This window comes from Nocardioides alkalitolerans (assembly GCA_038184435.1).
Classification (GTDB): Bacteria; Actinomycetota; Actinomycetes; order Propionibacteriales; family Nocardioidaceae; genus Nocardioides; species Nocardioides alkalitolerans_A.
The window spans coordinates 61555-86559 of sequence record CP116227.1 but is presented as its reverse complement, the minus strand read 5'-3'; the positions used below and the strand labels follow the sequence as shown (position 1 = coordinate 86559).

21 protein-coding genes are annotated in these 25005 nt (G+C 73.3%); 10 read left to right on the top strand and 11 right to left on the bottom strand.

Annotation, left to right across the window (positions count from 1 at the left end; translation table 11 throughout):
- Nucleotides 1-67: 67 nt before the first annotated feature.
- A complete protein-coding gene (locus PIR53_00400; protein WZH52477.1) occupies nt 68-517 on the top strand; it encodes an Lrp/AsnC family transcriptional regulator in 450 nt (149 codons plus the stop codon).
- A gap of 33 nt (nt 518-550) precedes the next feature.
- Here PIR53_00400 and PIR53_00395 read toward each other — a convergent pair whose 3' ends face one another.
- Entirely contained in the window at nt 551-1318 is a 768-nt protein-coding gene (locus PIR53_00395) for a MerR family transcriptional regulator (GenBank protein ID WZH52476.1), read from the bottom strand.
- Between the two features lie 129 nt (nt 1319-1447).
- On the opposite strand from PIR53_00395, the gene PIR53_00390 reads away from it, so the two are divergent.
- Together PIR53_00390 and PIR53_00385 are read left to right on the top strand one after the other, a co-directional pair.
- Nucleotides 1448-2602, top strand: a complete 1155-nt coding sequence (locus tag PIR53_00390) for an acyl-CoA dehydrogenase family protein (protein WZH52475.1) — start codon at nt 1448-1450, stop codon at nt 2600-2602.
- Between the two features lie 58 nt (nt 2603-2660).
- Nucleotides 2661-5228, top strand: a complete 2568-nt coding sequence (locus tag PIR53_00385; protein ID WZH52474.1) for a bifunctional FO biosynthesis protein CofGH — start codon at nt 2661-2663, stop codon at nt 5226-5228.
- A 10-nt stretch (nt 5229-5238) separates the two neighbouring features.
- Here the strand turns inward: PIR53_00385 and PIR53_00380 are convergent, their stop codons facing one another.
- Nucleotides 5239-6891, bottom strand: a complete 1653-nt coding sequence (locus PIR53_00380; protein ID WZH52473.1) for an FAD-dependent oxidoreductase — start codon at nt 6889-6891, stop codon at nt 5239-5241.
- A gap of 148 nt (nt 6892-7039) precedes the next feature.
- On the opposite strand from PIR53_00380, the gene PIR53_00375 reads away from it, so the two are divergent.
- Together PIR53_00375 and PIR53_00370 are read left to right on the top strand one after the other, a co-directional pair.
- The gene (locus tag PIR53_00375) at nt 7040-9037 is read left to right on the top strand and encodes a hypothetical protein (GenBank protein WZH52472.1); all 1998 of its coding nucleotides are present in this window, start codon (nt 7040-7042) and stop codon (nt 9035-9037) included.
- 54 nt (nt 9038-9091) lie between these two features.
- Entirely contained in the window at nt 9092-9856 is a 765-nt protein-coding gene (locus PIR53_00370) for an SDR family oxidoreductase (GenBank protein ID WZH52471.1), read from the top strand.
- Between the two features lie 110 nt (nt 9857-9966).
- Here the strand turns inward: PIR53_00370 and PIR53_00365 are convergent, their stop codons facing one another.
- From PIR53_00365 to PIR53_00345, 5 genes are read right to left on the bottom strand one after another with little or no spacing between them, the layout of a single operon-like run.
- Complete coding sequence (locus tag PIR53_00365; protein ID WZH52470.1) at nt 9967-11391, bottom strand: MFS transporter; 1425 nt, start codon at nt 11389-11391, stop codon at nt 9967-9969.
- A complete protein-coding gene (locus tag PIR53_00360) occupies nt 11388-12539 on the bottom strand; it encodes an acetyl-CoA C-acyltransferase (GenBank protein WZH52469.1) in 1152 nt (383 codons plus the stop codon). The genes PIR53_00365 and PIR53_00360 overlap by 4 nt, the downstream gene beginning before the upstream one ends.
- The gene (locus tag PIR53_00355) at nt 12536-13321 is read right to left on the bottom strand and encodes an amidohydrolase family protein (protein WZH52468.1); all 786 of its coding nucleotides are present in this window, start codon (nt 13319-13321) and stop codon (nt 12536-12538) included. Before PIR53_00355 ends, PIR53_00360 begins: the two co-directional genes overlap by 4 nt.
- Nucleotides 13318-14472, bottom strand: a complete 1155-nt coding sequence (locus tag PIR53_00350; GenBank protein ID WZH52467.1) for an acyl-CoA dehydrogenase family protein — start codon at nt 14470-14472, stop codon at nt 13318-13320. Before PIR53_00350 ends, PIR53_00355 begins: the two co-directional genes overlap by 4 nt.
- The gene (locus PIR53_00345; GenBank protein WZH52466.1) at nt 14469-15650 is read right to left on the bottom strand and encodes an acyl-CoA dehydrogenase family protein; all 1182 of its coding nucleotides are present in this window, start codon (nt 15648-15650) and stop codon (nt 14469-14471) included. Before PIR53_00345 ends, PIR53_00350 begins: the two co-directional genes overlap by 4 nt.
- Before the next feature lie 178 nt (nt 15651-15828).
- Between PIR53_00345 and PIR53_00340 the strand changes: the two genes are divergently transcribed.
- From PIR53_00340 to PIR53_00330, 3 genes are read left to right on the top strand one after another with little or no spacing between them, the layout of a single operon-like run.
- Nucleotides 15829-16587, top strand: coding sequence for a glucose 1-dehydrogenase (locus PIR53_00340; GenBank protein ID WZH52465.1), 759 nt, complete (start codon nt 15829-15831; stop codon nt 16585-16587).
- Nucleotides 16584-17003 carry a hypothetical protein gene (locus tag PIR53_00335; GenBank protein WZH52464.1) on the top strand — a complete coding sequence of 140 codons (420 nt, stop codon included), beginning with the start codon at nt 16584-16586 and terminating at the stop codon, nt 17001-17003. The genes PIR53_00340 and PIR53_00335 overlap by 4 nt, the downstream gene beginning before the upstream one ends.
- Entirely contained in the window at nt 17000-17530 is a 531-nt protein-coding gene (locus tag PIR53_00330; protein ID WZH52463.1) for a hypothetical protein, read from the top strand. The genes PIR53_00335 and PIR53_00330 overlap by 4 nt, the downstream gene beginning before the upstream one ends.
- On the opposite strand, the gene PIR53_00325 is transcribed toward PIR53_00330, so the two are convergent.
- Entirely contained in the window at nt 17511-19406 is a 1896-nt protein-coding gene (locus tag PIR53_00325; protein WZH52462.1) for an AMP-binding protein, read from the bottom strand. The two genes, PIR53_00330 and PIR53_00325, sit on opposite strands and share 20 nt — an antisense overlap.
- Before the next feature lie 121 nt (nt 19407-19527).
- Between PIR53_00325 and PIR53_00320 the strand changes: the two genes are divergently transcribed.
- Nucleotides 19528-20547 carry an LLM class F420-dependent oxidoreductase gene (locus PIR53_00320; protein WZH52461.1) on the top strand — a complete coding sequence of 340 codons (1020 nt, stop codon included), beginning with the start codon at nt 19528-19530 and terminating at the stop codon, nt 20545-20547.
- Nucleotides 20544-22073, top strand: coding sequence for an AMP-binding protein (locus tag PIR53_00315; GenBank protein WZH52460.1), 1530 nt, complete (start codon nt 20544-20546; stop codon nt 22071-22073). Before PIR53_00320 ends, PIR53_00315 begins: the two co-directional genes overlap by 4 nt.
- Here the strand turns inward: PIR53_00315 and PIR53_00310 are convergent.
- The 3 genes from PIR53_00310 to PIR53_00300 are packed head-to-tail and all read right to left on the bottom strand — an operon-like array spanning nt 22027 to nt 24871.
- Nucleotides 22027-22509 (bottom strand): PaaI family thioesterase, encoded by a 483-nt coding sequence (locus PIR53_00310; GenBank protein WZH52459.1) that lies wholly within the window; start codon nt 22507-22509, stop codon nt 22027-22029. The genes PIR53_00315 and PIR53_00310 overlap by 47 nt on opposite strands.
- A complete protein-coding gene (locus PIR53_00305; protein ID WZH52458.1) occupies nt 22509-23333 on the bottom strand; it encodes an enoyl-CoA hydratase-related protein in 825 nt (274 codons plus the stop codon). The genes PIR53_00310 and PIR53_00305 overlap by 1 nt, the downstream gene beginning before the upstream one ends.
- Nucleotides 23330-24871, bottom strand: a complete 1542-nt coding sequence (locus tag PIR53_00300; protein ID WZH52457.1) for an AMP-binding protein — start codon at nt 24869-24871, stop codon at nt 23330-23332. Before PIR53_00300 ends, PIR53_00305 begins: the two co-directional genes overlap by 4 nt.
- Nucleotides 24872-25005 lie beyond the last annotated feature (134 nt).

Here is a 25005-nt window from a genome sequence, read left to right as displayed (position 1 = left end):
ACCTGTCCACCCGGTAGTGACGGCGGTGCTACGTTCCCGAGCGTCACCGACGATGGGAGAGGGCCTGATGACGAAACGTCAGCTGGACGACGTCGACCGGAGGATCCTCGCCCTCCTGTCCGCGGACGCCCGCACGTCGGCCACCGCGATCGCCCGCGCCGTGAACCTCAGCCGCGGCGCCGTCCACCAGCGGATCGCCCGCCTCGAGCGCACCGGCGTCATCACCGGCTACACCACCGTGCTGTCCCGCAGCCCCGACGACGCTCCCCGCCCCGTGACCGCACTGGTGATGGTCAACCTGCTCACCCCCCGGTACGCCGAGGTGGCGTCCGAGCTGACCGGGTGGCCCGAGGTGCGGGCGTGCTGGTCGACCGCCGGGGACCGCGACATGGCCCTGCTGGTGGACACGGCGTCGAACGACGGGCTCATGGAGGTCACGCGCCGCCTCAACGAGCTGCCTGCGGTGCGCGACACGTCCACCCACGTCGCCCTGCGCACCCACTTCGACCGGGCGTAGGCGCCGACCTGCTGCGGAGCGCAGCCAGGTCGGCTAGCGACGCCGCAGCGACCGCTGGATGACCTCGTTGGCCGCGCGCTGGAAGCCCACGACGACCGCCTCGAGGGTGACGCGACGCAGGGACGAGACGGTGCGCTCCATGCGGGCCGCCTCCTCGGGGGTGTGCTGCTCGGCCCGGAAGGGCCGCACGACCTGGGTGCGCAGGATCTCGGTGAGCTCGTCGGCCAGCGAGCGCATGTGGCGGTCGATCGCCGCGGTCGCCTGCACCATCGACTCCAGCGGCAGGTCGAGGTCGAACATCTCGAGCGCCAGGGGCAGGCCCGGGTTCACCAGGTAGCGGGCGCCGTCGTCGTCGAGCTCCACGGCCTGCAGCTCGATGAGCACCGCGACCTGGTCGTCGGAGAGCACCCGCCCGGCGCGCTTGTCGAGCTGGCGACGGGTGAGCCGCTCGGGCGGCTGCGTCGTCCACGAGGTGAGCATGGCCCGCTGCAGGGCGAGCTCCTCGGTCGTGGCCTCCGGCGGCAGCGACGTCAGGTAGCGCTCGATCGCCTGCAGCGTGAAGCCGTGGTCCTGCAGCGCCCGCACCATCTCGAGCCGGGCGAGGTGGACGTCGCCGTAGTAGGCCACCCGACCCCGGCGCTCGGGGGGCGGGATCAGCCCGAGGCTCGCGTAGTAGCGCGTCGTGCGCACCGTCGTGCCGGCCTTCGCCGACAGCTCGTCGATCGTGAGCAGGCCGCCGTCGCCGAGCGCGGACGGCTCGGCGTCGTCGGTCGGGGCGGACGGCTCGGGGGACGGGCTCACGACCGTGACAGTAGGTCTGTCACGAGCGCGAGGCAATCCGCCGCGCGGTTCGTCACCCGCCCCCGCTTGCACCGTGACAGTTTCGCTGTAACAGTTGCGGTGTCACGTCGCCGTACCTCAGGAGCCAGCATGTCCCTTGCCAGTGCCGCCGAGATCCTCGAGACCGAGCACGAGGACTTCCGCGCGACCGTCCGCGCGTTTCTCGAGAAGGAGGTCGCGCCGTACCACGAGCAGTGGGAGGCCGACGGCATCGTGGACCGCGAGGTCTGGCGCAAGGCCGGGGCGACGGGCCTGCTCAGCTTCGACGTGCCGGAGGAGTTCGGGGGCCTCGGTCTCGACGACTTCCGCTACAACATGGTCGTCGTCGAGGAGATCAGCAAGATCGGCGCGAGCGGCCTGGGCTTCCCGCTCCACAACGACATCATCGTCCCCTACATCCTCGAGCTCGGCACGCAGGAGCAGAAGGAGCGCTGGCTCCCCGGCTGCGTCTCCGGCGACATCGTCACCGCCATCGCGATGACCGAGCCGGGCGCCGGCTCCGACCTGCAGGGCATCCGCACGAGCGCCGTCGACAAGGGCGACCACTACGTGCTCAACGGCTCGAAGACGTTCATCTCCAACGGGATCATGGCGGACATCGTCATCGTCGTGGCCCGCACCAACCCCGACGCGGGCCACAACGGCATCAGCCTCCTCGTGGTCGAGGACGGCATGGAGGGCTTCACCCGTGGCCGCAACCTCGACAAGGTCGGCATGAAGGCGCAGGACACGGCCGAGCTGTTCTTCGACAACGTGGTCGTGCCGAAGGAGAACCTGCTCGGCGAGGAGGGCTCCGGCTTCATCTCGCTGATGAACAACCTGCCCCGCGAGCGCGTCTCGATCGCGGCGATCGCGGTCGCGGCCTGCGAGCACATCCTCAAGCTGAGCCTCGACTACGCGAAGGAGCGGGAGGCGTTCGGCCGCCCGATCTCCAAGTTCCAGAACACGCGCTTCACGCTCGCCGAGATGGCGACCGAGGTCCACATCGCCCGCGTCTTCGTCAACGACACGGTGATGAAGCTGAACCGCGGCGAGGTCGACACGACGCTCGCGTCGATGGCGAAGTGGTGGACCACCGAGCTGCAGACCAAGCTCGTGGACAAGGGCGTGCAGCTGCACGGCGGCTACGGCTACATGATGGAGTACCCCATCGCCAAGGCCTTCGTCGACAGCCGGATCCAGACGATCTACGGCGGCACGACGGAGATCCAGAAGGAGATCATCGGCCGCATGCTCGGCCTCTGACCCGCCCGAATCCATGCGGATCATTTACATGATCTTGGACGCTGACTAGGCTCGCACGGTGACTGCCGACCTCGCTGCCCCGACTCCCCAGCAGGTACGCCGCGCCCTCGCCCGGGCGGAGCGGGGCGCCAGCCTCGACGTGCCCGAGGCGGCGGCCCTGCTCGCGGCCACCGGCGAGGACCTGGACCGCCTGACCGCCGTCGCAGCACGGGTGCGCGACGCCGGGCTGGTCGCAGCCGGCCGGCCCGGCATCGTCACCTATTCGCCCAAGGTCTTCATCCCGATCACCCGGCTGTGCCGGGACCGCTGCCACTACTGCACGTTCGTGGAGACGCCGGGGCAGGCGGCGCGGGCCGGGCGCGCGCCGTACCTCTCCCCCGACGAGATCCTCGACATCGCCCGCGAGGGCGCGGCGCTCGGCTGTCTCGAGGCGCTCTTCACCCTCGGCGACCGGCCGGAGGACCGCTGGCCCGAGGCGCAGGCGTGGCTCGACGAGCAGGGCTACGACTCGACGCTGGCCTACGTGCGCGCGATGGCGGTGCACGTGCTGGAGGAGACCGGGCTGCTGCCCCACCTCAACCCCGGTGTCATGACGTGGGAGGAGATGAACCGGCTCAAGCCGGTCTCCCCGTCGATGGGGATGATGCTGGAGACGACCTCGACGCGGTTGTTCACCACGAAGGGCCTGGCCCACTTCGGCTCCCCCGACAAGGACCCGGCGGTGCGGCTGCGGACGCTGGAGGACGCCGGGCGCCTCGCCATCCCGTTCACCACGGGACTGCTCGTGGGCATCGGGGAGGACCTCACGGAGCGGGCCGAGACGATCTTCGCGCTGCGCCGGATCGCGCGGACCTACGGTCACGTGCAGGAGGTGATCGTCCAGAACTTCCGCGCCAAGCCGGACACCGCGATGCGCCACACGGACGACCTCGACCTGGAGGAGTACCGCGCCGCGATCGCCGTCACCCGGATCGTCCTCGGCCCGAAGGCGCGCGTGCAGGCGCCGCCGAACCTCGTCGACCTCGCGGAGTGCCGCGCCCTGCTCGACGCCGGCGTCGACGACTGGGGCGGCGTCTCGCCCCTCACCCCCGACCACGTCAACCCTGAGCGGCCCTGGCCCTCCCTCGACCGGCTCCGCGCGATCACCGCCGAGTGCGGCTTCACGCTCGAGCCGCGGCTGACGGTGCACCCGGAGTACGTCGTGGGCTCGCTCACCCGGGAGGAGCCCTGGCTCGACCCCCGCGTCGCGGGCCACGTCGCCGCGCTTGCCCGGGAGGACGGGCTGGCGATCCCCGAGGTCCGTCCGGTCGGCGCGCCCTGGCAGGAGCCGGACCCCTCGCTCGAGGCGGCGGGCCGGGGCCGGGTGGACCTGCACGCCGAGGTCGACACCACCGGGCGCAGCGAGGACCGACGCAGCGACTTCGACTCCGTGTACGGCGACTGGTCGGAGATCCGCCGCGCCGTACCCACCCCCGAGACCGCGACCGGGACCGCGACCGGGACCGGGGCCGCAGCCCCGGCCGTCAACCTGGCGGAGGGCCGCGACGCCCTGGCCGCTGCGGAGCGCGACCCCGGGAACCTCTCCGACGAGCACGCACTGACGCTCATCACGGCTGAGGGCGACCTGCTGCGCGCGGTCACCCAGCTGGCCGACGACCTGCGCCGCGCGACCGTCGGCGACGACGTGACCTACGTGGTGAACCGGAACATCAACTTCACCAACGTCTGCTACGTCGGGTGCCGCTTCTGCGCGTTCGCCCAGCGTCGCACCGACGCCGACGCCTACTCCCTGTCGCTGGACCAGGTCGCCGACCGGGCCGCGGAGGCGTGGGACCTCGGCGCGACCGAGGTGTGCATGCAGGGCGGCATCGACCCCCAGCTGCCCGGCACGGCGTACTTCGACATCGCCGGGGCGGTGAAGGCCCGCGTGCCCGAGATGCACGTGCACGCCTACTCGCCGATGGAGATCCTCAACGGGTCGACCCGCACCGGGCTGTCGTTCGAGGACTTCCTCATCAAGGCCCGCGAGGCCGGCCTCGACTCCATCCCCGGCACCGCCGCGGAGATCCTCGACGACGAGGTCCGCTGGATCCTCACCAAGGGCAAGCTCCCCACCGCCACCTGGGTGGAGATCATCTCCACCGCGCACCGCGTGGGGATCCCGACGACCTCGACGATGATGTACGGCCACGTCGACAACCCGCGGCACTGGGTCGGGCACCTCAACGTGCTCAAGGGCGTGCAGGACCTCTCCCTGGCCGAGGGGCGCCGGGGCTTCACCGAGTTCGTCCCGCTGCCGTTCGTGCACTCCTCCGCGCCGATCTACCTCGCGGGCGTCGCCCGCCCGGGGCCCTCGCTGCGCGACAACCTCGCCGTGCACGCGCTGGCGCGGATCCTGCTCCACGGCCGGATCTCCAACATCCAGACCAGCTGGGTCAAGCTCGGCGTCGAGGGCACCCGCCTGATGCTCCAGGCCGGCGCCAACGACCTCGGCGGCACCCTCATGGAGGAGACCATCTCCCGCATGGCCGGCTCCGAGCACGGCTCCGCGAAGACCGTCGCCGAGCTGGAGGAGATCGGCGCCGGGATCGACCGGCCGGTCGTGCAGCGCCGCACGACCTACTGACGGCCGGGGCTCAGGCCCCGGTGCGCGCGACCGAACGCATCTCCGTGAGGTCGACGACCTTCACCCGGGGGCGGCCCTGCTCGCGACCGCGGCCGCGCTCGTGGGCGTCGAGCGCCTTCCACCCGGCGACGTCCAGCGGGGCGTCGAGGAGCTCGGCGACGTCGGCGTCGACCGTCGGGACGGGCAGTCGGCCCGCGACCGCGTCGGCGTGCAGCGCGTCGACGGTCTCGCGGGCGCACGCCTTGTTGGTGCCGACGACGCCCGAGGGGCCGCGCTTGATCCAGCCCGCGACGTACAGGCCCGGGCGCTGCTCGCCGTCCACGTGCACGCGTCCGTCGGTGTTGGGCACGACGGCGCGCACCTCGTCGAAGGGCACCCCGGGCACGGGGGCACCGCGGTAGCCGACGGCCTTGAGCACGAGGCCGCACTCCAGCTCCTCGACCTCCCCGGTGCCGACGGCGCGGTAGCCGTCGCCGTCGGCGACGAGCTCGGTGCGCTCGAGCCGCACGGCCTCGACGCGGTCGTCGCCGACGAGCGCGACCGGCGAGGAGAGGAACCGCAACCGCACGACCCGGTCGTCCGGACCGGCGCCGCCGTCGTCGCCGTCCGCGATCTCCTGGAGCAGCTCCAGCTTCGTCGCGACGGCCACGTCGTCGGAGTCCAGGCCCGCCACCTGCGCGCCGTCGACGGCCAACGCGACGCCCTCGGCGCCCTTGAGCCCGATGACCTCGGGGCTCGTGAAGGCCGCCTCGGCCGGGCCGCGGCGCGCCACGACGACGACCTCCCGCACCTTCGAGGCCCGGAGCGCCTCGAGCGCGTGGTCGGCGATGTCGGTGCGGGCGAGCGCGTCGGGGTCCTGCGTCAGCACGCGGGCCACGTCGAGCGCGACGTTGCCGTTGCCGAGCACGACGACGCGCTCGGTGGAGAGGTCGAAGGTGCGGTCGGCGAAGTCGGGGTGGCCGTTGTACCAGGCCACGAACTCCGTCGCCGAGCGGCTGCCCGCCAGGTCCTCGCCGTCGATGCCGAGCCGGCGCTCCTGCATGGCCCCCACGGCGTACACCACCGCGTGGTAGCGCTCCGCGAGCTGCTCGTGGGTGATCGTGGCGCCGATCTCGGTGTCGAGGAACAGCCGGAGGCCCTGCTTGCGGAGCAGCGTGGCGAACGCGTCGCCGACGGCCTTCGTGTCCTGGTGGTCGGGGGCGATGCCGTAGCGCACGAGCCCGTACGGCGCGGGCAGGCGCTCGAACATGTCGACGGCCACGTCGAGACCGCGCTGGGAGAGGAGCTCCTCCGCGGTGTAGAACGCCGCCGGTCCGGAGCCCACGACGGCGATCCGGAGCGGGCCGGCGACGGCGCTCCAGTCGCGGCGCTGCGGGGCGGGCGGCGTCTCGTCGTACCCCGTGTGCGCGGGGTCGGAGAAGTAGCGCGCGTTGATCTCCTCGAAGCGGACGGCGTCGCCCTCGAGCTCGTAGTCGGCCGCGATCGCGTTCACCGGGCAGGCATCGACACAGGCGCCGCACTCGATGCAGCCGTCGGGGTCGATGTAGAGCATCTCGGCGGTGCCGTAGTCGGGCTCGTCGGGGGTCGGGTGGATGCAGTTCACCGGGCAGACCGGCACGCACGAGGCGTCGTTGCAGCAGCTGCGCGTGATGACGTAGGTCATCGTGGCTCCCCTTCGTCGTGCTTCTCGGCGCCCGCCGGCGCTCCCCGTTGCGGGATGCGGCGATCCGTCCTAACGTGACCCGGACCATAATAATCATGCACATCAACCGGCGCGAGCCTCGGGGCGGCGCGCGAGCGAAGGGGAAACGGTGGGCGGCACGACGACGTACTCGCACATCTTCTCGCCGATCACCGTCGGCACGATGCAGCTGCGCAACCGGGTCATGCTGCCGCCGCACGCGTCCGCGATCGGGAACATCTACGGCACCGACGAGGAGGCGGCCCGCAACATCGCCTACTTCGTCGAGCGGTGCCGCGACGACGGCCCCGCCTGGGTCGGCTCGCTCTCCACCCACGTGCGCAACCACCTCATCCCCGGCTTCGAGCCCACGGGCGTGGGGGCCGCGACCCTGGGCTTCTTCCGGCTCCCGTTCTTCGTCGAGCGCGTGCAGGCCTACTGCGACGCGCTCCACGCGCTCGACTCGACCGTGACGGTGCAGATGGTGCACCAGGGCGGCATGCCCCACGGCGCGTCCAACGTCATGAGCGCCCCGGTCATCAACCTGATGCCGCACGTCATGGACACCGACGACATCGACGCCTTCGTGGCCGAGTACGCCGACTCCGCGCGCCTCGCGATGGAGGGGCGCGCCGACGGCGTCGAGCTGCACCTCAACCACGACGACCTGCACGAGTGGTTCCTCTCCCCCTTCACCAACCGTCGCGACGACGCGTACGGCGGGTCGCTCGAGAACCGCGCCCGCTTCGCCACCGAGTGCCTCCGCGCGATCCGCGACGTGGTCGGCACGTCGATGACGGTCGGCATCCGGCTCAACATCCGCGAGGAGGTGCCGGAGGGGTACGGCGTGGCCGACGGCATCGAGCTCGCCCAGCACTTCGAGTCCACCGGCCTCATCGACTACGTCCACGGCGTCGTCGGCAGCCCGTGGGGCAACCCCAGCTACATCCAGCCGACCTACTACGACCCGGCGCAGTTCGCCGACCTCGCCGGCCAGCTGCGCGCCGCGGTGTCCCTGCCGGTCGTGCACACCGGACGCATCAACCACCCCGACGTCGCCGAGCAGGTGCTCGCCGCCGGTCACGCCGACGTCGTCGGCATGGCCCGCGCGCACATCGCCGACGGCGACCTGCTCGCGAAGGCCCGCGCCGGGCGGGCGGCCGAGATCCGGCCCTGCGTCGGCGGCAACGAGTGCATCTCGCGCCGCTACGTCGAGAACCTCCCGTTCGGCTGCGCCGTCAACCCGCGCACGAGCCACGAGGACGAGGAGCCGTGGGCCAACCCGGTGCCCGGTCGCCGCCTGCTCGTCGTGGGCGGCGGACCCGCCGGGATGGAGCTGGCCGCGCTCGCCGCCGAGGGCGGGATGAGCGTCGAGCTGCGCGAGGCCGACTCCGAGCTGGGCGGCCAGCTCCGCTACGTCGCGAAGGCGCCGCGCCACGAGAACTACGGCGCCTACCTCGACTGGCAGGTGCGCCGCCTCACCGACCTCGGCGTCACCGTGCGGCTCGGCGAGCGGGTCACCGCCGACGCCGTGCGCGGCGCGGGCGCCGACGTGGTGGCGGTCGCGACGGGCGCCGGTCCGCGTCGCCCCGAGATCGCCGGCGTGGAGGCCGAGCACGTGCTCGACGTCCGCGACGTGCTCGCCGGACGTGTGAGCCCCGGACGCCGGGTGCTCGTCATCGCGCAGGACGACCACGTCGCCCCGCTCACGGTGGCCGACCACCTCGCCGTGGCCGGGCACGACGTGCACGTCGTCTACGCCACCCACCAGCCCGCGCCCCTGCTGGGGCGCTACATCATCGGCGGCATCCTGGGCCGGCTCGACGCCCAGGACGTGCGGATGACCTTCATGGAGGAGGTCGTGCGCATCGACCGCGACCACGTGACGACGCGCCACGTCTACTCGTGGCGCGAGCGCGTCCACGACTTCGCCTTCGACTCCGTCGTGCTCGCCTGCGGCAGCGTCGCCGACCCGGCGTTGTACGACGAGCTGCGCGTCTCCGGCGACGTACCGGAGCTCCACGTGCTCGGTGACGCCTACGCGCCCCGGCGCCTCGTGTTCGCGACGCGCCAGGCGTGGGCGCTGGCCGAGCAGCTCGTCACGGCTCCCGCTCCCGCGCTCACCTGAGCCCCCACCGACCCCCACACCCCACCCCGAACCCCGAACCAGGAGAGAACAACCATGCTGCTCAAGGACAAGGTCGCCCTCGTCACCGCCGGCGCGTCCGGCATGGGCCGGTCCGGCTCCGAGGCCTTCGCCCGTGAGGGCGCCCACGTCATCGTGGTCGACCTCGACGAGACCGCCGCCAAGGACACCGTCGCCGGGATCGAGGCGGCGGGCGGCAGCGCCGAGTACGCCGCCGTCGACGTGCGCGACCTCGGCGCCCTCCAGGAGGTCGCCGCCGGCGTCACGAGGGACCACGGGAAGCTCCACGTGCTCTACAACAACGTGGGCATCCCCGGTGCCGCCGGCCTCGACCTCACCGAGGAGGAGTGGGACTTCGGCCTCGAGATCAACGGCCGCGCCAGCTTCTTCCTGTCGGGCTACCTCATGGACGCCCTCAAGGCCGCCGGCGGCGCCTCGGTGATCTTCACCAGCTCGACGTCGGGCCTCGTGGGCTCGCCGTTCAGCCCGATGTACTCCTTCACCAAGGGCGGCGTCATCGCCCTCGTGCGCTCGATGGCCCTGGCCCACGCGGCCGACGGCATCCGCGTCAACGCGATCGCCCCGGGCTCCGTCGAGACGCCGGGCCTGCCCGGCTTCTTCCGGATCGACGACCCGGAGGAGATCGAGCGTCGCAAGGCCGCGTTCTTCTCCACCATCCCGCTGGGCCGGGCCTCGCAGCCGGAGGAGATCGCCCAGGTGGCGCTGTTCCTGGCGAGCGACATGTCGAGCTACGTCACCGGCGTGACGATCCCGGTCGACGGCGGCCTCACGGCCAAGTAGTCCCCCGCACCACCCCCGGGCCCGGTCGTGGCCCCAGCGCCGCGTTGGCCGTGGCGCTGGGGCCACGACTCGTGTCGGGGCTGGGGTCAGGGGCCGGGTCAGGGACGGGGTCAGGGACGGGGGCGCGCCGGGAGGAGCACCCAGGCCAGCACCGCGGCGACGACGGCGCCGCCGCAGGAGAAGAGGGCCGCGGCGACGTACCCCGACACCGTCGGGTGCACCGCCCCCGCCGGCGTGTGCGTCGACAGCACCGCCGCGGTCACCGCCGAGCCCACCGCGCCGCCCATCAGCCGCAGCACCTGGTTGATGCCCGTCGCGCTCGCGGTGCGGTGCTCCGGCGTGCGGGCCACGATGAGGGCCGGCATCACCGAGTAGGCCACCCCGATCCCGACGCCCATCACCAGCATCATCAGCGCGACGTGCCACCACGCGTCGTGCAGCACGGCGAAGACCGCGAAGCCCGCGGCCACGAGGAGCGAACCCAGCGCGAGCACCGCCCGCGACCCGATGCGGGCCTCGAGCCACCGTGCCCCGGGCGGCGAGAACAGGCTGGCGAGCGCCATCGGCAGCATGAGCAGCCCGGTGACGAACACCGACTGCCCGAGACCGACCCCGGTGTCGACGGGGCGCTGCACGACGAGGATCACGACGGTCACGCCGCCGAACACCCCGATCCCGAGGAGGAACGCCGCCAGGTTCACCCCGAGCACGCCCCGCGCGCAGGTGAGCCGCAGGTCGACGAGCGGCGCGGCGACCCGCAGCTCGACGACGACCCAGAGCACCAGCAGCACGAGCGCGACGGGCGCCAGGCCCACGACCGGGGCCGACGTCCAGCCCCAGATGTCCCCGCGCGCGACCACGAGCAGCGCCGCGGTCAGCCCGCCGCCCAGCAGCAGCGCGCCGGGCCAGTCGACCCGCACCTCCCCCACGGCGTCGCCGGAGACGGGGATGCGGCGCCACACCCAGTACGCCGCGGCGCCGGCCACGACGACCGCGAGCGCGAACGCCGCGGGATAGCCGCCGACCATGACGCACAGGCCGATGGCCGGGTTGCCGAGCCCCACGCCGACGGCGACGCTCGTGGACAGGACACCGAGGGTGCGGAGCAGCACGAGCCCCTGGAGCTGTTCGCGCGCGATGCTGACCGTCAGCGGCACCATCGCGTAGCCGAAGCCCTGGAACGCCCGCGCCGTGAGCAGCGCCGGGAAGGTGGGGACCAGCGCGAGCGCGCTGCCGGCCGCGACGAGGAGCAGGGCCCCGATGAGGAGCTGCTTGCGCAGGCGCCCGTCGGCGAGCCGGGACAGCACCGGGGTGCCCACCACGCCCACGACCAGCGTGACGATGAGGCCCCACTGCGCGTCCGGGATGCTGACGTCCCGGTCCTGCGCGACCTCCCACACGATCGGGCTGCCGAGCCCGGCGACGATGGCGCCGGTGAGGGCGGCGAAGGCCAGGCAGACGACGAGGCCGGTGTCGCCACCCCGGGCGGCTCCCGGGCGGGCGACCGCCGCGCCCGCCGTGGCCCGGGTGGTCACACCCGCTCGAGGAGCGTCGCGTTGGCCATCCCGCCGCCCTCGCACATCACGACGAGCCCGTAGCGGTGCCGCTCCCGCCGCATGCGGTGCACGAGGGTGGTGACGAGCCGGGCGCCGGAGGCACCGAGCGGGTGGCCCAGGGCGATCGCGCCGCCCTGCGGGTTGGTGGTCGCCGGGTCAGCGCCCGTCGCGGCGAGCCAGGCCATCGGCACGCTCGCGAAGGCCTCGTTGACCTCGGCGGTGCCGATCTCGTCGATCCCCACCCCGGACCGCTCGAGCAGCCGCTCGGTCGCCGGGATCGGCCCGGTCAGCATGAGCACCGGGTCGGACCCGACCACGGTCAGGGTGTGGACCCGCGCGAGCGGCGTCAGGCCGTGCTGCGCGACCGCACACTCGGAGGCGACGAGGACTGCCGCGGCGCCGTCGGAGATCTGGCTGGCCAGCGCGGCGGTGATCCGCCCGCCCTCGCGCAGCGGTGCCAGTCCGGCGAGCCGCTCGGGCGTGGCGTCGGGGCGTGGGCCCTCGTCGGTGGCCAGCCCGGCGATCGGGACCACCTCCGCGGCGTGCTCCCCCGCCGACCACGACGCCCGGGCCCGCCGGTGGCTCTCCACGGCGTAGGCCTCCATGGCGTCGCGGGCGAGTCCCCAGCGCTCGGCGATCAGCTCGGCGCCGCGGAACTGCGAGACCTCCTGCGCGCCGTACCGCTCCGCCCAGCCCGCGCCCCCGCGCGGGTGGGCCATGCCCGCCTCGACGCCGACGATCGTGGGCGAGCCGATCGGGACCTGGCTCATCACCTCGACGCCGCCGGCGACGACGAGGTCCTGGGTGCCGGACAGCACCGCCTGGGCGGCGAGGTGGAGCGCCTGCTGGGAGGAGCCGCACTGCCGGTCGACCGTCATCGCGGGGACCGACTCGGGCCAGCCGGCGGACAGCACCGTGGTGCGGCCGACGTTCGACGCCTGCGGACCGACCTGGCCGACGCATCCCCAGACGACGTCGTCCACGGCGTCCGCCGGCGCCCCGGTGCGCTCGACGAGCGCGCGCAGCACGTGGGCGCCCAGGTCGGCCGGGTGCACGCCGGCGAGCCCGCCGCCGCGGCGACCGACCGGTGAGCGGACGGCGCCGACGACGTACGCCGCGGTGCTCACAGGCCGAGGAGACGGGCGAGGTTGCCGCCGAGCACGGCCTCCTCCTCCTCGGGCGTGAGCCCGAGGTTGCGGATCGCGGCGATCTCCGCCGCCGGGTCGGCCATCGGCCAGTCGGAGCCGTAGACGACGCGGTCCGCGCCGTGCCGACGGATCAGCGCGACGACCTTCTCCGGCTCGAGCTCGGCCATGGTCGGCGGCCACGAGGTCTCGAGGGTGACGGACGAGCCGACGACGTGCTCCTCCGCCTCGTCGAGGCGGTGGTAGCCGCCGTAGTGGCACGCGATCAGCTTGAGGTCGGGCAGCGCGTCCGCGAGCCGGCGGAGCAGCACCGGGGCGCCCCGCTCGTTGGCCTCGGGGTCCGCGCCGGCACCGACGTGGGTGATCACCGGCATGCCCTCGTCGCTGAGCGCGGCGAGGATGTCGTGCACCCGGGGGTCCGCCAGCGACACCGTCTGGAAGAGCGGGTGCAGCTTGACGCCGACGATCCCGTTGTCCTTGAGCGACCGGACGTTCTGCTCCACCGACAGCTCCGGGTGCACCGTGCCGAACGGCACGAGCCGGTCGCGCGGGACGGTGCCGATGAACTCGTTGGTGCGCTCGACGACCGACGCCTTGATCCCGACACCGAGGGCGCAGCCCTTGTCGATCCCCGACTCGTCCATCGTGCGCAGCAGGCCGTCCAGCGTGCCGTCGAACTGCAGCTTCATGCCCGCCGGGCGCTGCTCCTGCATCGCCCGCGCGATGTGGTCGGGCCAGACGTGGAGGTGGCAGTCGACGATCACCAGGCACCTGCCGTGTAGTCCTTGACCAGCTTCTTCGCCACCGAGTCGAGGATGACCTCGGTGGAGCCCTCGTAGACCCGCATCGGTCGGGCCTCGCGGTAGAGGCGCTCCATCTTTCCGCCGCGCACGAGGCCGAAGCGGCCCATCACCTGCACGCAGCGGTCGACGACGCGGCCGGCCGCCTCGGTCGCCCCGGCCTTCGCCATGGACGACAGGTTGAGCCCGGCCATCGGGTCCTGCGCCGCGGTCGCGGCCGCCCGGTAGGTCAGCGAGCGCGCCATCTCGATCTCGATCGCGCAGGTCGCCAGGGCAGCCGGTACGCCGCCGAGCCGCGCCAACGGACCACCGAACTGCTCGCGGGTCGTGGCGTGGCCGAGTGCCTCGCGCAGCGCCGCCTCGGCGAGCCCGACGGACGCACCGGCGACGGAGACGCGGAAGGTGGCGAGGGTGGCGAGCATGAGGCGGAAGCCCTGCCCGCGCTCCCCGAGCCGGTGGTCGAGCGGGACGCGGACGTCCTCGAGCACGACGTCGCCGAGCACGTGGGGCGCGACGATCTGGTGCGGGGTGGTGACGGTGACGCCCGGCGTGGCCGCCGGCACGAGGACGAGCGAGTAGTCGTCGCCCTCCTTGGCGAGGATGCCGAAGAAGTCGGCGTCGGGCGCGTTGGTGATGAACGACTTGTGGCCGTTGAGCACCAGCTCGTCGCCGTCCTGCTCCACCGTCGTGGTGATGGCGCGCAGGTCGGAGCCGACGTCGGGCTCGGTGAGACCGATGGCGGCCACCGCCTCCAGCGTGGCGACCTTGGGCAGCCACGCCTGCTGGACCGCGGGCGAGCCCGCGACCGACACGGCGAAGGAGCCGATGCCCTGCATCGCGAACATCGAGTCGAGGTGCCCGCTGACGCCGGCGAGCGCCTCGCGCACCACCGTCACCGCGAGGGAGTCAACCTTCTCGAAGCGACCGCCGTGCTCGGCCGCCACGGCGACCCGGGTGAGCCCGGAGGCGGCGAGCCGCTCGCGCACGTCGGGGTCGAAGCGGTCGGCCTCGTCGGCGCGCGCCGCGACGTCCTCGCAGGCCAGCGCCAGCTTGCGCGCCTCCTCCTGCAGGTCGAGGTAGCGGGCGGGCAGCTGGAAGAGCGGCGTCTCGCTCACTGCGCGATCACCTCCGGGGGGCGCTGGTTGAAGTTGCGGCCGAACAGCTCGGAGGCGATCCTCACACGCTGGATCGCGGGCGTGCCGCCGGCGATCGCCCAGCCGTGGGAGTCGCGGTGGAGCCGCTCGATGCCGTACTCCTCCGAGTAGCCGTTGCCGCCGTGCATCTGCATGGCGAGGTCGGACACCTGCTTGCCCATCTCGTTGGCGAAGCACTTCGCCACCGACACCTCGTAGGGCACCGGCAGGCCGGTGCCGCCGTTGACCGCGGCGCGGTAGATGAGGAGGCGGGCGGCCTCGACCTGCGTCGCCATCGTCGCCACCGTCATCTGCACGTTCTGGAACTCCACGAGGGGCCGGCCGAACTGGTGGCGCTGCTCGACGTAGGCCACCGTGCGGTCGAGGGACGCCTGGCCGATGGCCAGCGACATCGTCGCGTTGCCGAGGCGCTCGATCGAGAAGACGCCGAAGAGCTTGTGGAAACCGCCCGCGTCGACGACGACGTTCGAGGCCGGCACGCGCACCTCGTCGAGGTAGATGTCGGCGCTGGGGATGCCGCGGAAGCCCATGAGCTTCTCGCCGGCACCGAAGGACATGCCGGGGGTGTCCGCCGGGACGATGACGGCGCCGATGCCCTTGGCGCCCGGGTCGTCGTTGAGCCGGCAGTAGATGAGGTAGTGGTCGGCGTGGCCGCCGTTGGAGATCCACCGCTTGTTGCCGGTGATGACGATCTCGTCGCCCTCGCGCCGCGCCCGCGTCTTCATGTCGGTCGCCGCCGAGCCCGCGTCGGGCTCGGAGATGCCGATCGCCATGGTGACCTCGCCGCTGACGACCTTCGGCAGGTAGTGGTGCTTCTGCTCCTCGGTGCCGAAGAACTCGATCACGCGGCACGGGCCGACGTTGGCCTCGAACACCTGGAACGCGGCCGGACGGCACTGCTTCGCGAGCTCCTCCTGCACGATCAGCGCGTCGAGGAGCGTGCCGCCGTGGCCGCCGTACTCCTCCGGGATCGCGATGCCGAGGAAGCCGAGGTCGGCGAGACGCGTGACCTCGTCGGCCGGCACGGCCGTGCGGTCACGGTCCCACTGCTCGGCCTTGGGCGCATACACCTCGCGGGCGACCTCGGCGGCCAGCTCTCGCAGTTGCTGCTGCTCCGGGGTCAAATGGAAACCCAGCACGTGGCCCCCTGGGTCTTGAGGTGCCGGCCCGCGACACCGAGTGGATGATAACTATGATCACCATACTGATAGATTCGTCCGCGTCAACCTGTACCGATCGATCGCACGGTCAATCGGCCCACCTCGTGCACCTCTCGTGCACACCTCGTGCACACCGCCGACCCGTCGAGGAGAACCCGTGAACGACACCCCCCGCTTCGACCTCACCGGCCGCGTCGCCGTCGTGACGGGCGGCAGCCGCGGCCTCGGCCGCGCCATGGCGATCGGGCTGGCCCGCGCCGGCGCGGACGTCGTCATCGCGAGCCGCAACGGCGACGCCTGCGTCGAGTTCGCCGCCGAGCTGGCCGAGCTCACGGGACGCCGCACCCTCGGCCTCGGGGCGCACGTCGGCAAGTGGGAGGCCCTGGACGGCTTCGTCGACGAGGTCTACGACGCCTTCGGCCGCATCGACGTGCTCGTCAACAACGCGGGCATGTCGCCGCTCTACGACACGGTCACCGACGTCTCCGAGGCCCTCTTCGACAAGGTGCTCGACGTCAACCTCAAGGGCCCGTTCCGCCTCACCGCGCTCGTCGGCACGCGGATGGCCGCGGGCGAGGGCGGCTCGATCATCAACATCTCGAGCGCCGGGGCGGTGCACCCGAAGCCGCACATCCTCCCGTACGCCGCGGCGAAGGCCGGGCTGAACGCCCTCACCGTCGGCTTCGCCCACACCTTCGGCCCGTCGGTCCGCGTCAACGCGATCATGGCCGGCACGTTCCTCACCGACATCAGCAAGTCCTGGGACGCCGAGGCGTTCGCCCAGCGCGCCCAGGGCTTCGCCGCGAAGCGCGGCGGCGAGCCCGAGGAGATCGTCGGCGCGGCGCTCTACCTGGCCAGCGACCTGTCCTCCTACACGACGGGCTCGATCCTCACCGTCGACGGCGGCCAGCCGTGACGCACCCGGGACGGGCGGCCCTCGGGCGGCTGGCACCCGCCACCGTGGCCGCGCTCGCCGAGGTCGACCGCGTCGTCGCCGCGACCATCGACGCGACCACGCTCGCGCTCGTGCGGCACCGCGTGCACGCGCTGCTGGGACTGCCGCTGCCCGCGGACGCGGGCCGCGACGTACCGCCGGCGACCTGGGACGCGCTCGACGACTGGGCGACGTCGCCGACCGTGGACGACGCCCAGCGGGCGCTGCTCGGCTTCGTCGAGCAATTCGTGTTCGCGGTGTCGGGGATGGGCGACGCGGAGGTCGACGCCCTGCTCGAGCACCTCGACCCGATCGCCCTCCACGAGCTGTGCAACGCCGTCTGGGCGGTCGACCTCGGCGCCCGCGTCGACCACGTCGCCGCGGCGGTACTCGCGTGAGCGGCCCGCGCATCCCGCTGCCGACCGACCCGTCGGTGCCGAAGTACGGCACCCCCGTCGACCACGCGGTCGCCGACTTCGCCGGTACGGCGATGCGTCAGCGCCACCTCGACCCGGTCGTCACCGAGCTCGTGCGGCTGCGCTGCGCCCGGGTGCACGACTGCCGGCTGTGCCGCTCGGTGCGGGACGTCGACGCGGTCGACGACCTCGACGAGGCGACCGCCGCGAAGATCGACGCCTGGCCGACCAGCGACCTGCCCGACCGCGCCAAGGCCGCGCTCCGCCTCACCGACGCCGTGATCCTCGACCCCGCGTCGGCCGGCCCCGACCTGCGTGCCGAGGTGCGCCGCCACTTCAGCGAGGCGGAGATCGCCGAGCTCCTGCTCGACGTCGTCAAGTGGAGCCAGCAGAAGGCGTCGGTGGCGCTCCGCATCGAGGTGCCTCCGCGCGACGGCCTCAGCGAGCTGCGGTTCGACGACGCCGGACAGGCTTCCGTGGGGAGCGCGCTCAGCCCGCCCGGCCCGTGACGAGCGGGACCACGACGTCGGTGTCGTACCAGGTCGACACCCGGCGCACGCGACCGTCCTCGACGGTGAGCACGTCCATCGCGGGGAATGTGACGGGCGTGCCGTCGGGGCGCCGTCCGGTGAAGGTGATCTCGACGGCGGCGGTGTCGCCGTCGACGAGCACGCGGGTCGGACGGTCCTCGTGCTCGTCCCACTGCGCGACGATCGCCTGGTAGAGCCGCGTCACCCTCGCGATCCCCGCCGCCTCGAGCAGGTCGCCCTGCCGGATCGTGACCTCGGGGTGGAGCGTGTCCCGGAACGCGTCCCAGTCGCGGGCGTTGACCGCGGCGAAGTAGCGCTCGACGAGGTCGACGACCTGCTGCCGACGCTCCTCTCCCTCCGCCGCGGGCGGGCCGTCGAGGGCCGCGTCGCGCAGGCGCCGTCGCAGCACCTTGCCGTTGGCGCTGCGCGGCAGCGGCTCGTGGCGCACCTCGATGCGGCTGGGGATCTTGAAGCCGGCCAGGCGCTCGCGCAGGGCGCGCTCGACGTCGGCGGGCGTGAGGTCGGGATGGTCCGCGTCCGTGACGACCACGGCCCACGGCGTCTCGCCCCAGCGCTCGTGCGGCACCCCGACCACGGCGCTCTCGACGACGCCGGGCAGCGCGTCCAGCGCCCGCTCGATCTCGGCCGGCACGACGTTGATGCCGCCCGTGATGATGAGGTCCTTGATGCGGTCGACGATCGCGAGGTAGCCCTCGGCGTCCCGCGTCGCGAGGTCACCGGTGCGCACCCAGCCGTCGGTCAGCGACGCCGGGTCGGGCGCACCGTCGCGCCAGTAGCCGGCCATCATCGCCGGCCCCCGCAGCCACAGCTCACCGGGCTCGCCGTCGGGCACGTCGACGCCGTCGGGCCCGACGATGCGGGTCTCGGTGAGCATCATCGTGCGCCCGACGGAGCCGGGCCGGGTGGCGACCTCGGCCGGCCGCAGCGCGGTCGCGACGCCCGAGCACTCGGTGAGGCCGTAGCCCTGCGACAGCAGGATCCCGCGGTCGCGGCACGCCGCCATCAGCTCGGGCGTGACCATGGCGCCACCCGAGGAGGCCGTGCGGAGCGACGAGACGTCGGTGCTCGCCACGTCGGGGTGCGCGACGATCGCCTGCCACACGGCCGGCACGGCCAGGAGCACCGTGACGCGGTCCTCGGCGAAGCGCCGCAGCGCCCGCCCCGGATCGAACGCCGCATCGGTGACGAGCAGGCCGCCGGCGACCGCCGTGGCCAGCCACGACGCGAGCAGGCCGGCCGCGAAGGCGAGCGGGTAGGGCACGTAGGTGACCGTGTCCCGCGACCACCCGTCGTCGACGATGCGGTCGTGCGCCATCGTCAGGATGGCGCGATGGGTGATCGCCGCCCCGCGCGGACGGCCCGTCGTGCCCGAGGAGTAGAGGATCACGGCGACGTCGTCCAGCTCGCGCGACCGGTGCACGCGCTCCGCGTCGTCGGGGACGGGCCCGGGGAGCACGACCTCGTGGAGCGACACGTCGAGCGCCGTCCCCACCTCGCGCGCGGCCGCGGCGTACGTCGCGTCGTGGAGCACGACCCGCACCCCCGCGTCGGCGAGCTGGTCGGCCATCTCCCGCGGGTGGAGCCGGTGGTTCATCGGCACGACGATGCCGCCCGCGGCCACGGTGCCCAGCACGGCGACGCAGAAGGCGCGGGAGTTGGCCATCACCACGCCGACGCGGTCGCCAGGCTCGACGCCGAGCCGCGCGAGGTGCGCGGCCTCGGCCCCGGCGGCGTCGCGGAGCCCGCGCCAGGTCAGGTCGCCGTCGTCGTCGCGGACGGCGGGCTCCTCCGGCCGCCGCTGCGCCCAGTGCGCGATCGCCCCACCGATGTCCATGGCCCTCGAACCTCCTCGTTCGGCGACCGGCACCGGTCGCTCGCCGGTGACGCTATACAACCAAACGAATGGTTGACTAGGGTGCAGGGCACAGACACCGTCGTCGCCTGGGAGGACCACCGTGGTCACGGACCTGAAGCTCGGCATCGGACTCGGCTACTGGCAGCGCCGTCCCGTGGACGACTCCGCGGCCGTCGTCGCCGCGGAGTCCCTCGGCTACGACTCGGTGTGGATCGGCGAGGCCTACGGGTCGGACGCGCTCACGCCGCTGACCTGGTACGCCGCCCGCACCTCCCGCATCGGGCTCGGCACCTCGATCTGCCAGATCGACGCCCGCACCCCGGCCAACGCGGCGATGGCGGCGATGACGCTCGACGCCCTCAGCGGCGGGCGCCTCCGGCTCGGCCTGGGGGTCTCGGGGCCCCAGGTCGTCGAGGGCTGGTACGGCCGCCCGTTCCCGCGGCCCCTGGCCCGCACCCGGGAGTACGTCGAGGTGCTCCGCGCCATCTGGGCCCGCGACGAGCCCGTCCGCCACGACGGCGAGTTCTACCCGCTCCCCCACCCCGGCGGCGCCGGCCTCGGCAAGCCGCTGCGGCTCATCACCGAGCCCCTGCGCCCCGACATCCCCGTGCTGCTCGGCGCCCAGGGACCGAAGAACGTCGACCTGGCGCTGGAGATCGGCGACGGGTGGATCCCGGCGTTCGTGCACGTGGAGAGCTTCACCGCGGCGTACGGCGACGTGCTCGCCCGCGCCCGCCCGGGCTTCGAGATCGCGGCCATGGTCAACACGTTCGTCGACGACGACCTGGGCGCGGCATTCCGGCGGGCGAAGGAGCCGCTGGCCTGGTACGTCGGCGGCATGGGCGTCAAGGGCACCAACTTCCACGTCGACGCGATCACGCGGGCGGGGTACGGCGACGTGGCCGCTGAGGTGCAGGAGCTGTTCCTCGCCGGCCGCCGCGAGGAGGCGGTCGACGCGATCCCCGACGAGCTCGTCGACGGCACGTCGCTCATCGGGCCGCCGGGTCGCATCCGCGAGCGGCTGCGCCTGTGGCGGGACTCCCCCGTCGGCACCGTCGTGCTCATGGAGCTGCGCGACCAGGTCGCGATGAAGGCGCTGGCCGCCGAGGTCGGGCTGTGAGCGTCGCGGCCCTCGCCTACCGGCCCGGGGTCGCCACCTGGATCACCCGGCACGCCGACCGCTTCGGGGAGAAGCCCGCGCTCGTGCTCGACGACCGCACGATCACGTACGCCGCGCTCGAGCGCCGCACGTGGCAGGTCGCCCACGTGCTGCGCGACCACGGGATCGGGCACGGCGACCGGGTGGCGGTGCTCCACGAGAACGGGGCGGAGTACCTGCCCGCGATGCTGGCCGTGCTGCGGCTCGGGGCGGTCTACGTGCCCCTCAACCCGCGGCTCGCCGACCGCGAGGTCGCCGCGCTCGTGCGGGACAGCCGACCCCGGCTGCTCGTCACGCAGGCGGTGGCCGTCGACCGTGCCATCGCGCTGCAGGGCACCGTCGACGGCGACCTCGTCGTGCTCAGCACCGACGGCGCCGGGTGGCCCGCGGCCGACGCACCGGCGGCGCCGTTCCCCGTGGCGGACTTCGACGAGACGAGCACGGCCGGCCTCTTCTACACATCGGGCACCACCGGGCTGCCCAAGGGCGCGATGATCACGCACCGCAACATCGCGGCCGTCGCGACGTCGCTGGCCGTCGACCTGGGCTTCCACCGCGACGACCGCCCCCTGGTCTCGCTGCCGATCAGCGTCTCGGGGGCGATGCTCGCCGGGGTGCTGCCGTTCCTGCACCTGGGCTGCACCCTGCGGCTCCTCACGGCGGGCACCCCGGAGACGATCGCGGATGCGGTCCGCACCTTCCGCCCGACCTACATGGCGAGCGTGCCGACCGTGTTCACGGCACTCCTCGACCACCCGGCCTTCGCGGACCTCGACCTCACCTGCTTCCAGCGCGTGCTCTCGGCCGCGGCCCCCATGCCCGTCAGCCTCATCGAGCGCTACCGCGCCCGCGGCCTCGACGTCTTCGTGCAGGGCTACGGGCTCACCGAGTCGTGCGGCTTCTCGACCTGCCTGATGCCGGAGGACGCGGTGCGCAAGGTCGGCTCGATCGGCCGACCCCTGACGTACAGCGACGTGCGGGTGCTCGTCGGCGACCGCGAGGCGGGACCCGACGAGATCGGCGAGATCTGCGTGTCGGGACCGGCCGTCATGGCCGGCTACTGGGAGCGGCCCGACGAGCGCGCCGTCGTCGACGGCTGGCTGCGCACCGGCGACCTCGGGCGGCGGGACGACGAGGGCTACCTCTACGTCACGGGCCGCCTCAAGGACATGGTGATCACGGGCGGCTACAACGTCTACCCGGCCGAGGTCGAGGACGTGCTCCACGAGCTCGCCGACGTCGCGGAGGCCGCCGTCATCGGCGTACCGGACGAGCGGTGGGGCGAGCGCGTCGTCGCCGTCGTGCGGCCCCGGCCGGGGTCGACGCTCGGGGTGGACGCCCTGCGCGCGCACTGCACGGTGCGGCTGACGGACTACAAGCGTCCCAAGGAGATCGTGCTCGTCGCTGATCCCCTGCCCGTGAACCCGACCGGCAAGGTGGTCAAGGCGCGGCTCCGGGAGGCGTACGGGGCGGGCAGCCTGTCGTAGTCCCTGACCACCCGGACTCCCGCACCACCCACGTCCCCGTCGCAACGGCGCAGAGGCGGCCGTCGGCGTCGGAGATGCGCACGTGCGGTACGCCGTTGCCCCGCCCCCGCCGGAGCACCTCGGCCTCCAGCCGGAGCGGGGCCTCGACGGCGGCCGCGAGGAAGTGCATCGTCAGGTCGGTGGTCGCCGCGCCGGTGCCGGGCGGTCCGGTCGAGGTCACCGCGGCCCCGGCGACGACGTCGGCAGCGGCCAGCAGCACGCCGCCGTTGACCGCCCCGCCGGGGTTGCGGTGCTCGGGACGCACGTGGAGCAGCGCCCGCACGCGACCCACCGCGACGTCGACGCACTCGACGCCGATCCACCGGATGACCGGGAGATCGTTGAACCACGTGAGCAGCCCGTCGGGGCCGGCGGCCTCCGCCGGCCGCGCGTCCATCACCGGTCCCGGAACGCGGCGGGGCGGCGCTCGCCGAAGGCGTCGCACGCCTCGCGGAAGTCGTCGGTCGCCGTCATCATCACCTGGGTGCGGTTCTCGAGCTCGAGGTGGTGCCGCAGGGCGACCCCGTCACGCGAGGCGTTGAGCAACGACTTCGTCATGCGGGTCGTGAAGGGCGCGACCTCGCACATGCGCTCCGCGATCGCGATGGCCTCGGCCCGCGCCCGCCCGGCAGGCACGAGGTGGGCCACCAGCCCGATCCGCTCCGCCTCCTCGCCGCCGATCTCCCGTCCGGTGTAGAGCGCCTCGGCCGCCCGCTCGAACCCGATGATCCGCGGCAGGAACCACGACGAGCCCATGTCGCCGCCGGAGACGCCGAGCCGGGCGAACGCCGCGCTGAACCGCGCCCCGGGCTCGGCGACGCGCACGTCGGCGGCACACGCGAGCGACAGCCCGCCGCCCGCGGCGATGCCGTGCACGGCCGCCACGACGGGCTGCGGGACGTCCCGCAGCCGCGTGATCACACGCGCCACGACCTCCTGGATGGCGTAGGTCGTCTGGATCGCGCCGACCCCGTCCACCCAGCGCGCGCCGTCGGCCTGGCCCTTGAGGTCCATGCCCGCGCAGAAGGCGCGCCCCTCCCCGGCCAGCACCACCACCCGCTGCTCGTAGTCGTACATCAGCCCGTCCAGCACCTCCCCCAGTCGCCGGAGCATCCCGTGTGAGAGGGCGTTGAGGCGTTCGGGACGCGCCAGTGTGAGCACCGTGACGGGCCCGATGCGCTCGACCTGCAGCGGGTCGCCCTCCTCCAGCGGGGCGCTCACGACCCGGCTCCCGCCACCGCGGCCGACGACCGGTCGACCAGGGCGGAGCGCAGCTCCCGCCTCAGCACCTTGCCGCTCATCCCCCGCGGCAGCGGTTCGCTCCGCAGCTCGAGCCGCGTCGGCCTCTTGTACGTCGCGAGCGAGCCCGCGACGTACGTCGTCAGGTCGGCGAGGTCGAGGTCGGGGTTGGCGCTCACGACGCAGGCGACGGGGGTCTCGCCCCACCGCTCGTCGGGGACGCCGACGACGGCCACCTCGACGACGTCGGGGTGGCCGGCGAGGACGGACTCGATCTCGGCCGGGTACACGTTGAGACCGCCCGAGATGATCATGTCCTTCGACCGGTCGACGATCCGGACGTAGCCGTCCTCGTCGGTCGTGGCGAGGTCCCCCGTGTGGAGCCAGCCGTCGCGGATCGTGTCGGCGGTGGCAGCGGGGTTGCGCCAGTACTCCTGCAGCACGCAGCTGCCGCCGAGCACGAGCTCGCCCGGCTCCCCAGGCGCGCACGTGCGGCCGGACGGGTCGAGCACGCGGGCCTCCTGACCCCACAGCGGCAGGCCGACCGAGCCGAGCCGCCGCAGCGCCTCGTGGGCCTGGAGCTCCAGGTTGAGGCCCGAGCCCTCGGTGAGGCCGTAGGCGTTGACGAGCCCCACGCCGCGGTCGTGGTAGGTGCGCAGCAGGTGCTCGGGCACCGCCGCCCCGCCCACCTTGGCGACCCGCAGCCCGCTGAGGTCCCGCTCGGCGAAGTCCGGCTGGGCGGCGAGCCGCTCGAGGATCACCGGCACGACCCCGACGAAGCTGACGCCGCGGTGCTCGATGTCGTCGAGGAGCCGGGCCGGGTCGAAGGAGTCGCGGATGAGGATCGAGCCGCCGCAGCGCAGGAACGGGATCGCGAACGAGACACCGGCCCCCGTGAAGGCGAGGGGCACGGTGACGACCGCGCGGTCGCGGAAGCCGAGGGCGTCGACGGCGATCGCGCTCGCGGCGACGCCCTCCATGTTGGCGTGGGTGAGGACGGCGCCCTTGGCGCGGCCCGTCGTGCCGCTCGTGTAGCAGATCATCAGGGGGTCGTCGGCGCGTACGTCGAGGTCGTGCCCCAGCGCGCCGTGGGTGCGTAGCTCGGCGAGCCCCCGGCCCTGCTCGGGCACGTCGCCGACGAAGAAGATGCGCTCGGCGCCGACGAGCTCCTCCAGCACACCGAGCACCGGCAGGAAGCCGGTGTCGGTGACGACCGCGGCGAGGTCCGCGTCCCCGGCGATGTCTCGCAGCTCGGCGGCGGTGAGCAGCGGGTTGAGCGGCACGAACACGGCACCGATCCGCGCGCAGGCCAGCACGACCTCGAAGTGCTCGGGCGCGTTGCGCATCAGCCCGCCCACGCGGTCGCCGTGCGCGATGCCCACGGCCACCATGCCGGCGGCCACCTCGGCGCATCCGCGCTCGAGCTCGCCCCAGGTGCGACCCCCGTCGTCCGCGAGCAGCGCGGGGCGGTCCGCACCGAACCGTGCCCAGTAGCGGGCCCATCCGCTGATCCCTGTCATGCTTGCGGAAACTACCAATCGGTTGGTAACTTCGTCAACGACGCGACGGCCCCCGCGTCGACGTACCGACGGCGCCCCGAGCGGGTGACGCCGCCTCCCCGCGGGCCCGTTGACACCCCAGAGAACTCAGCCAG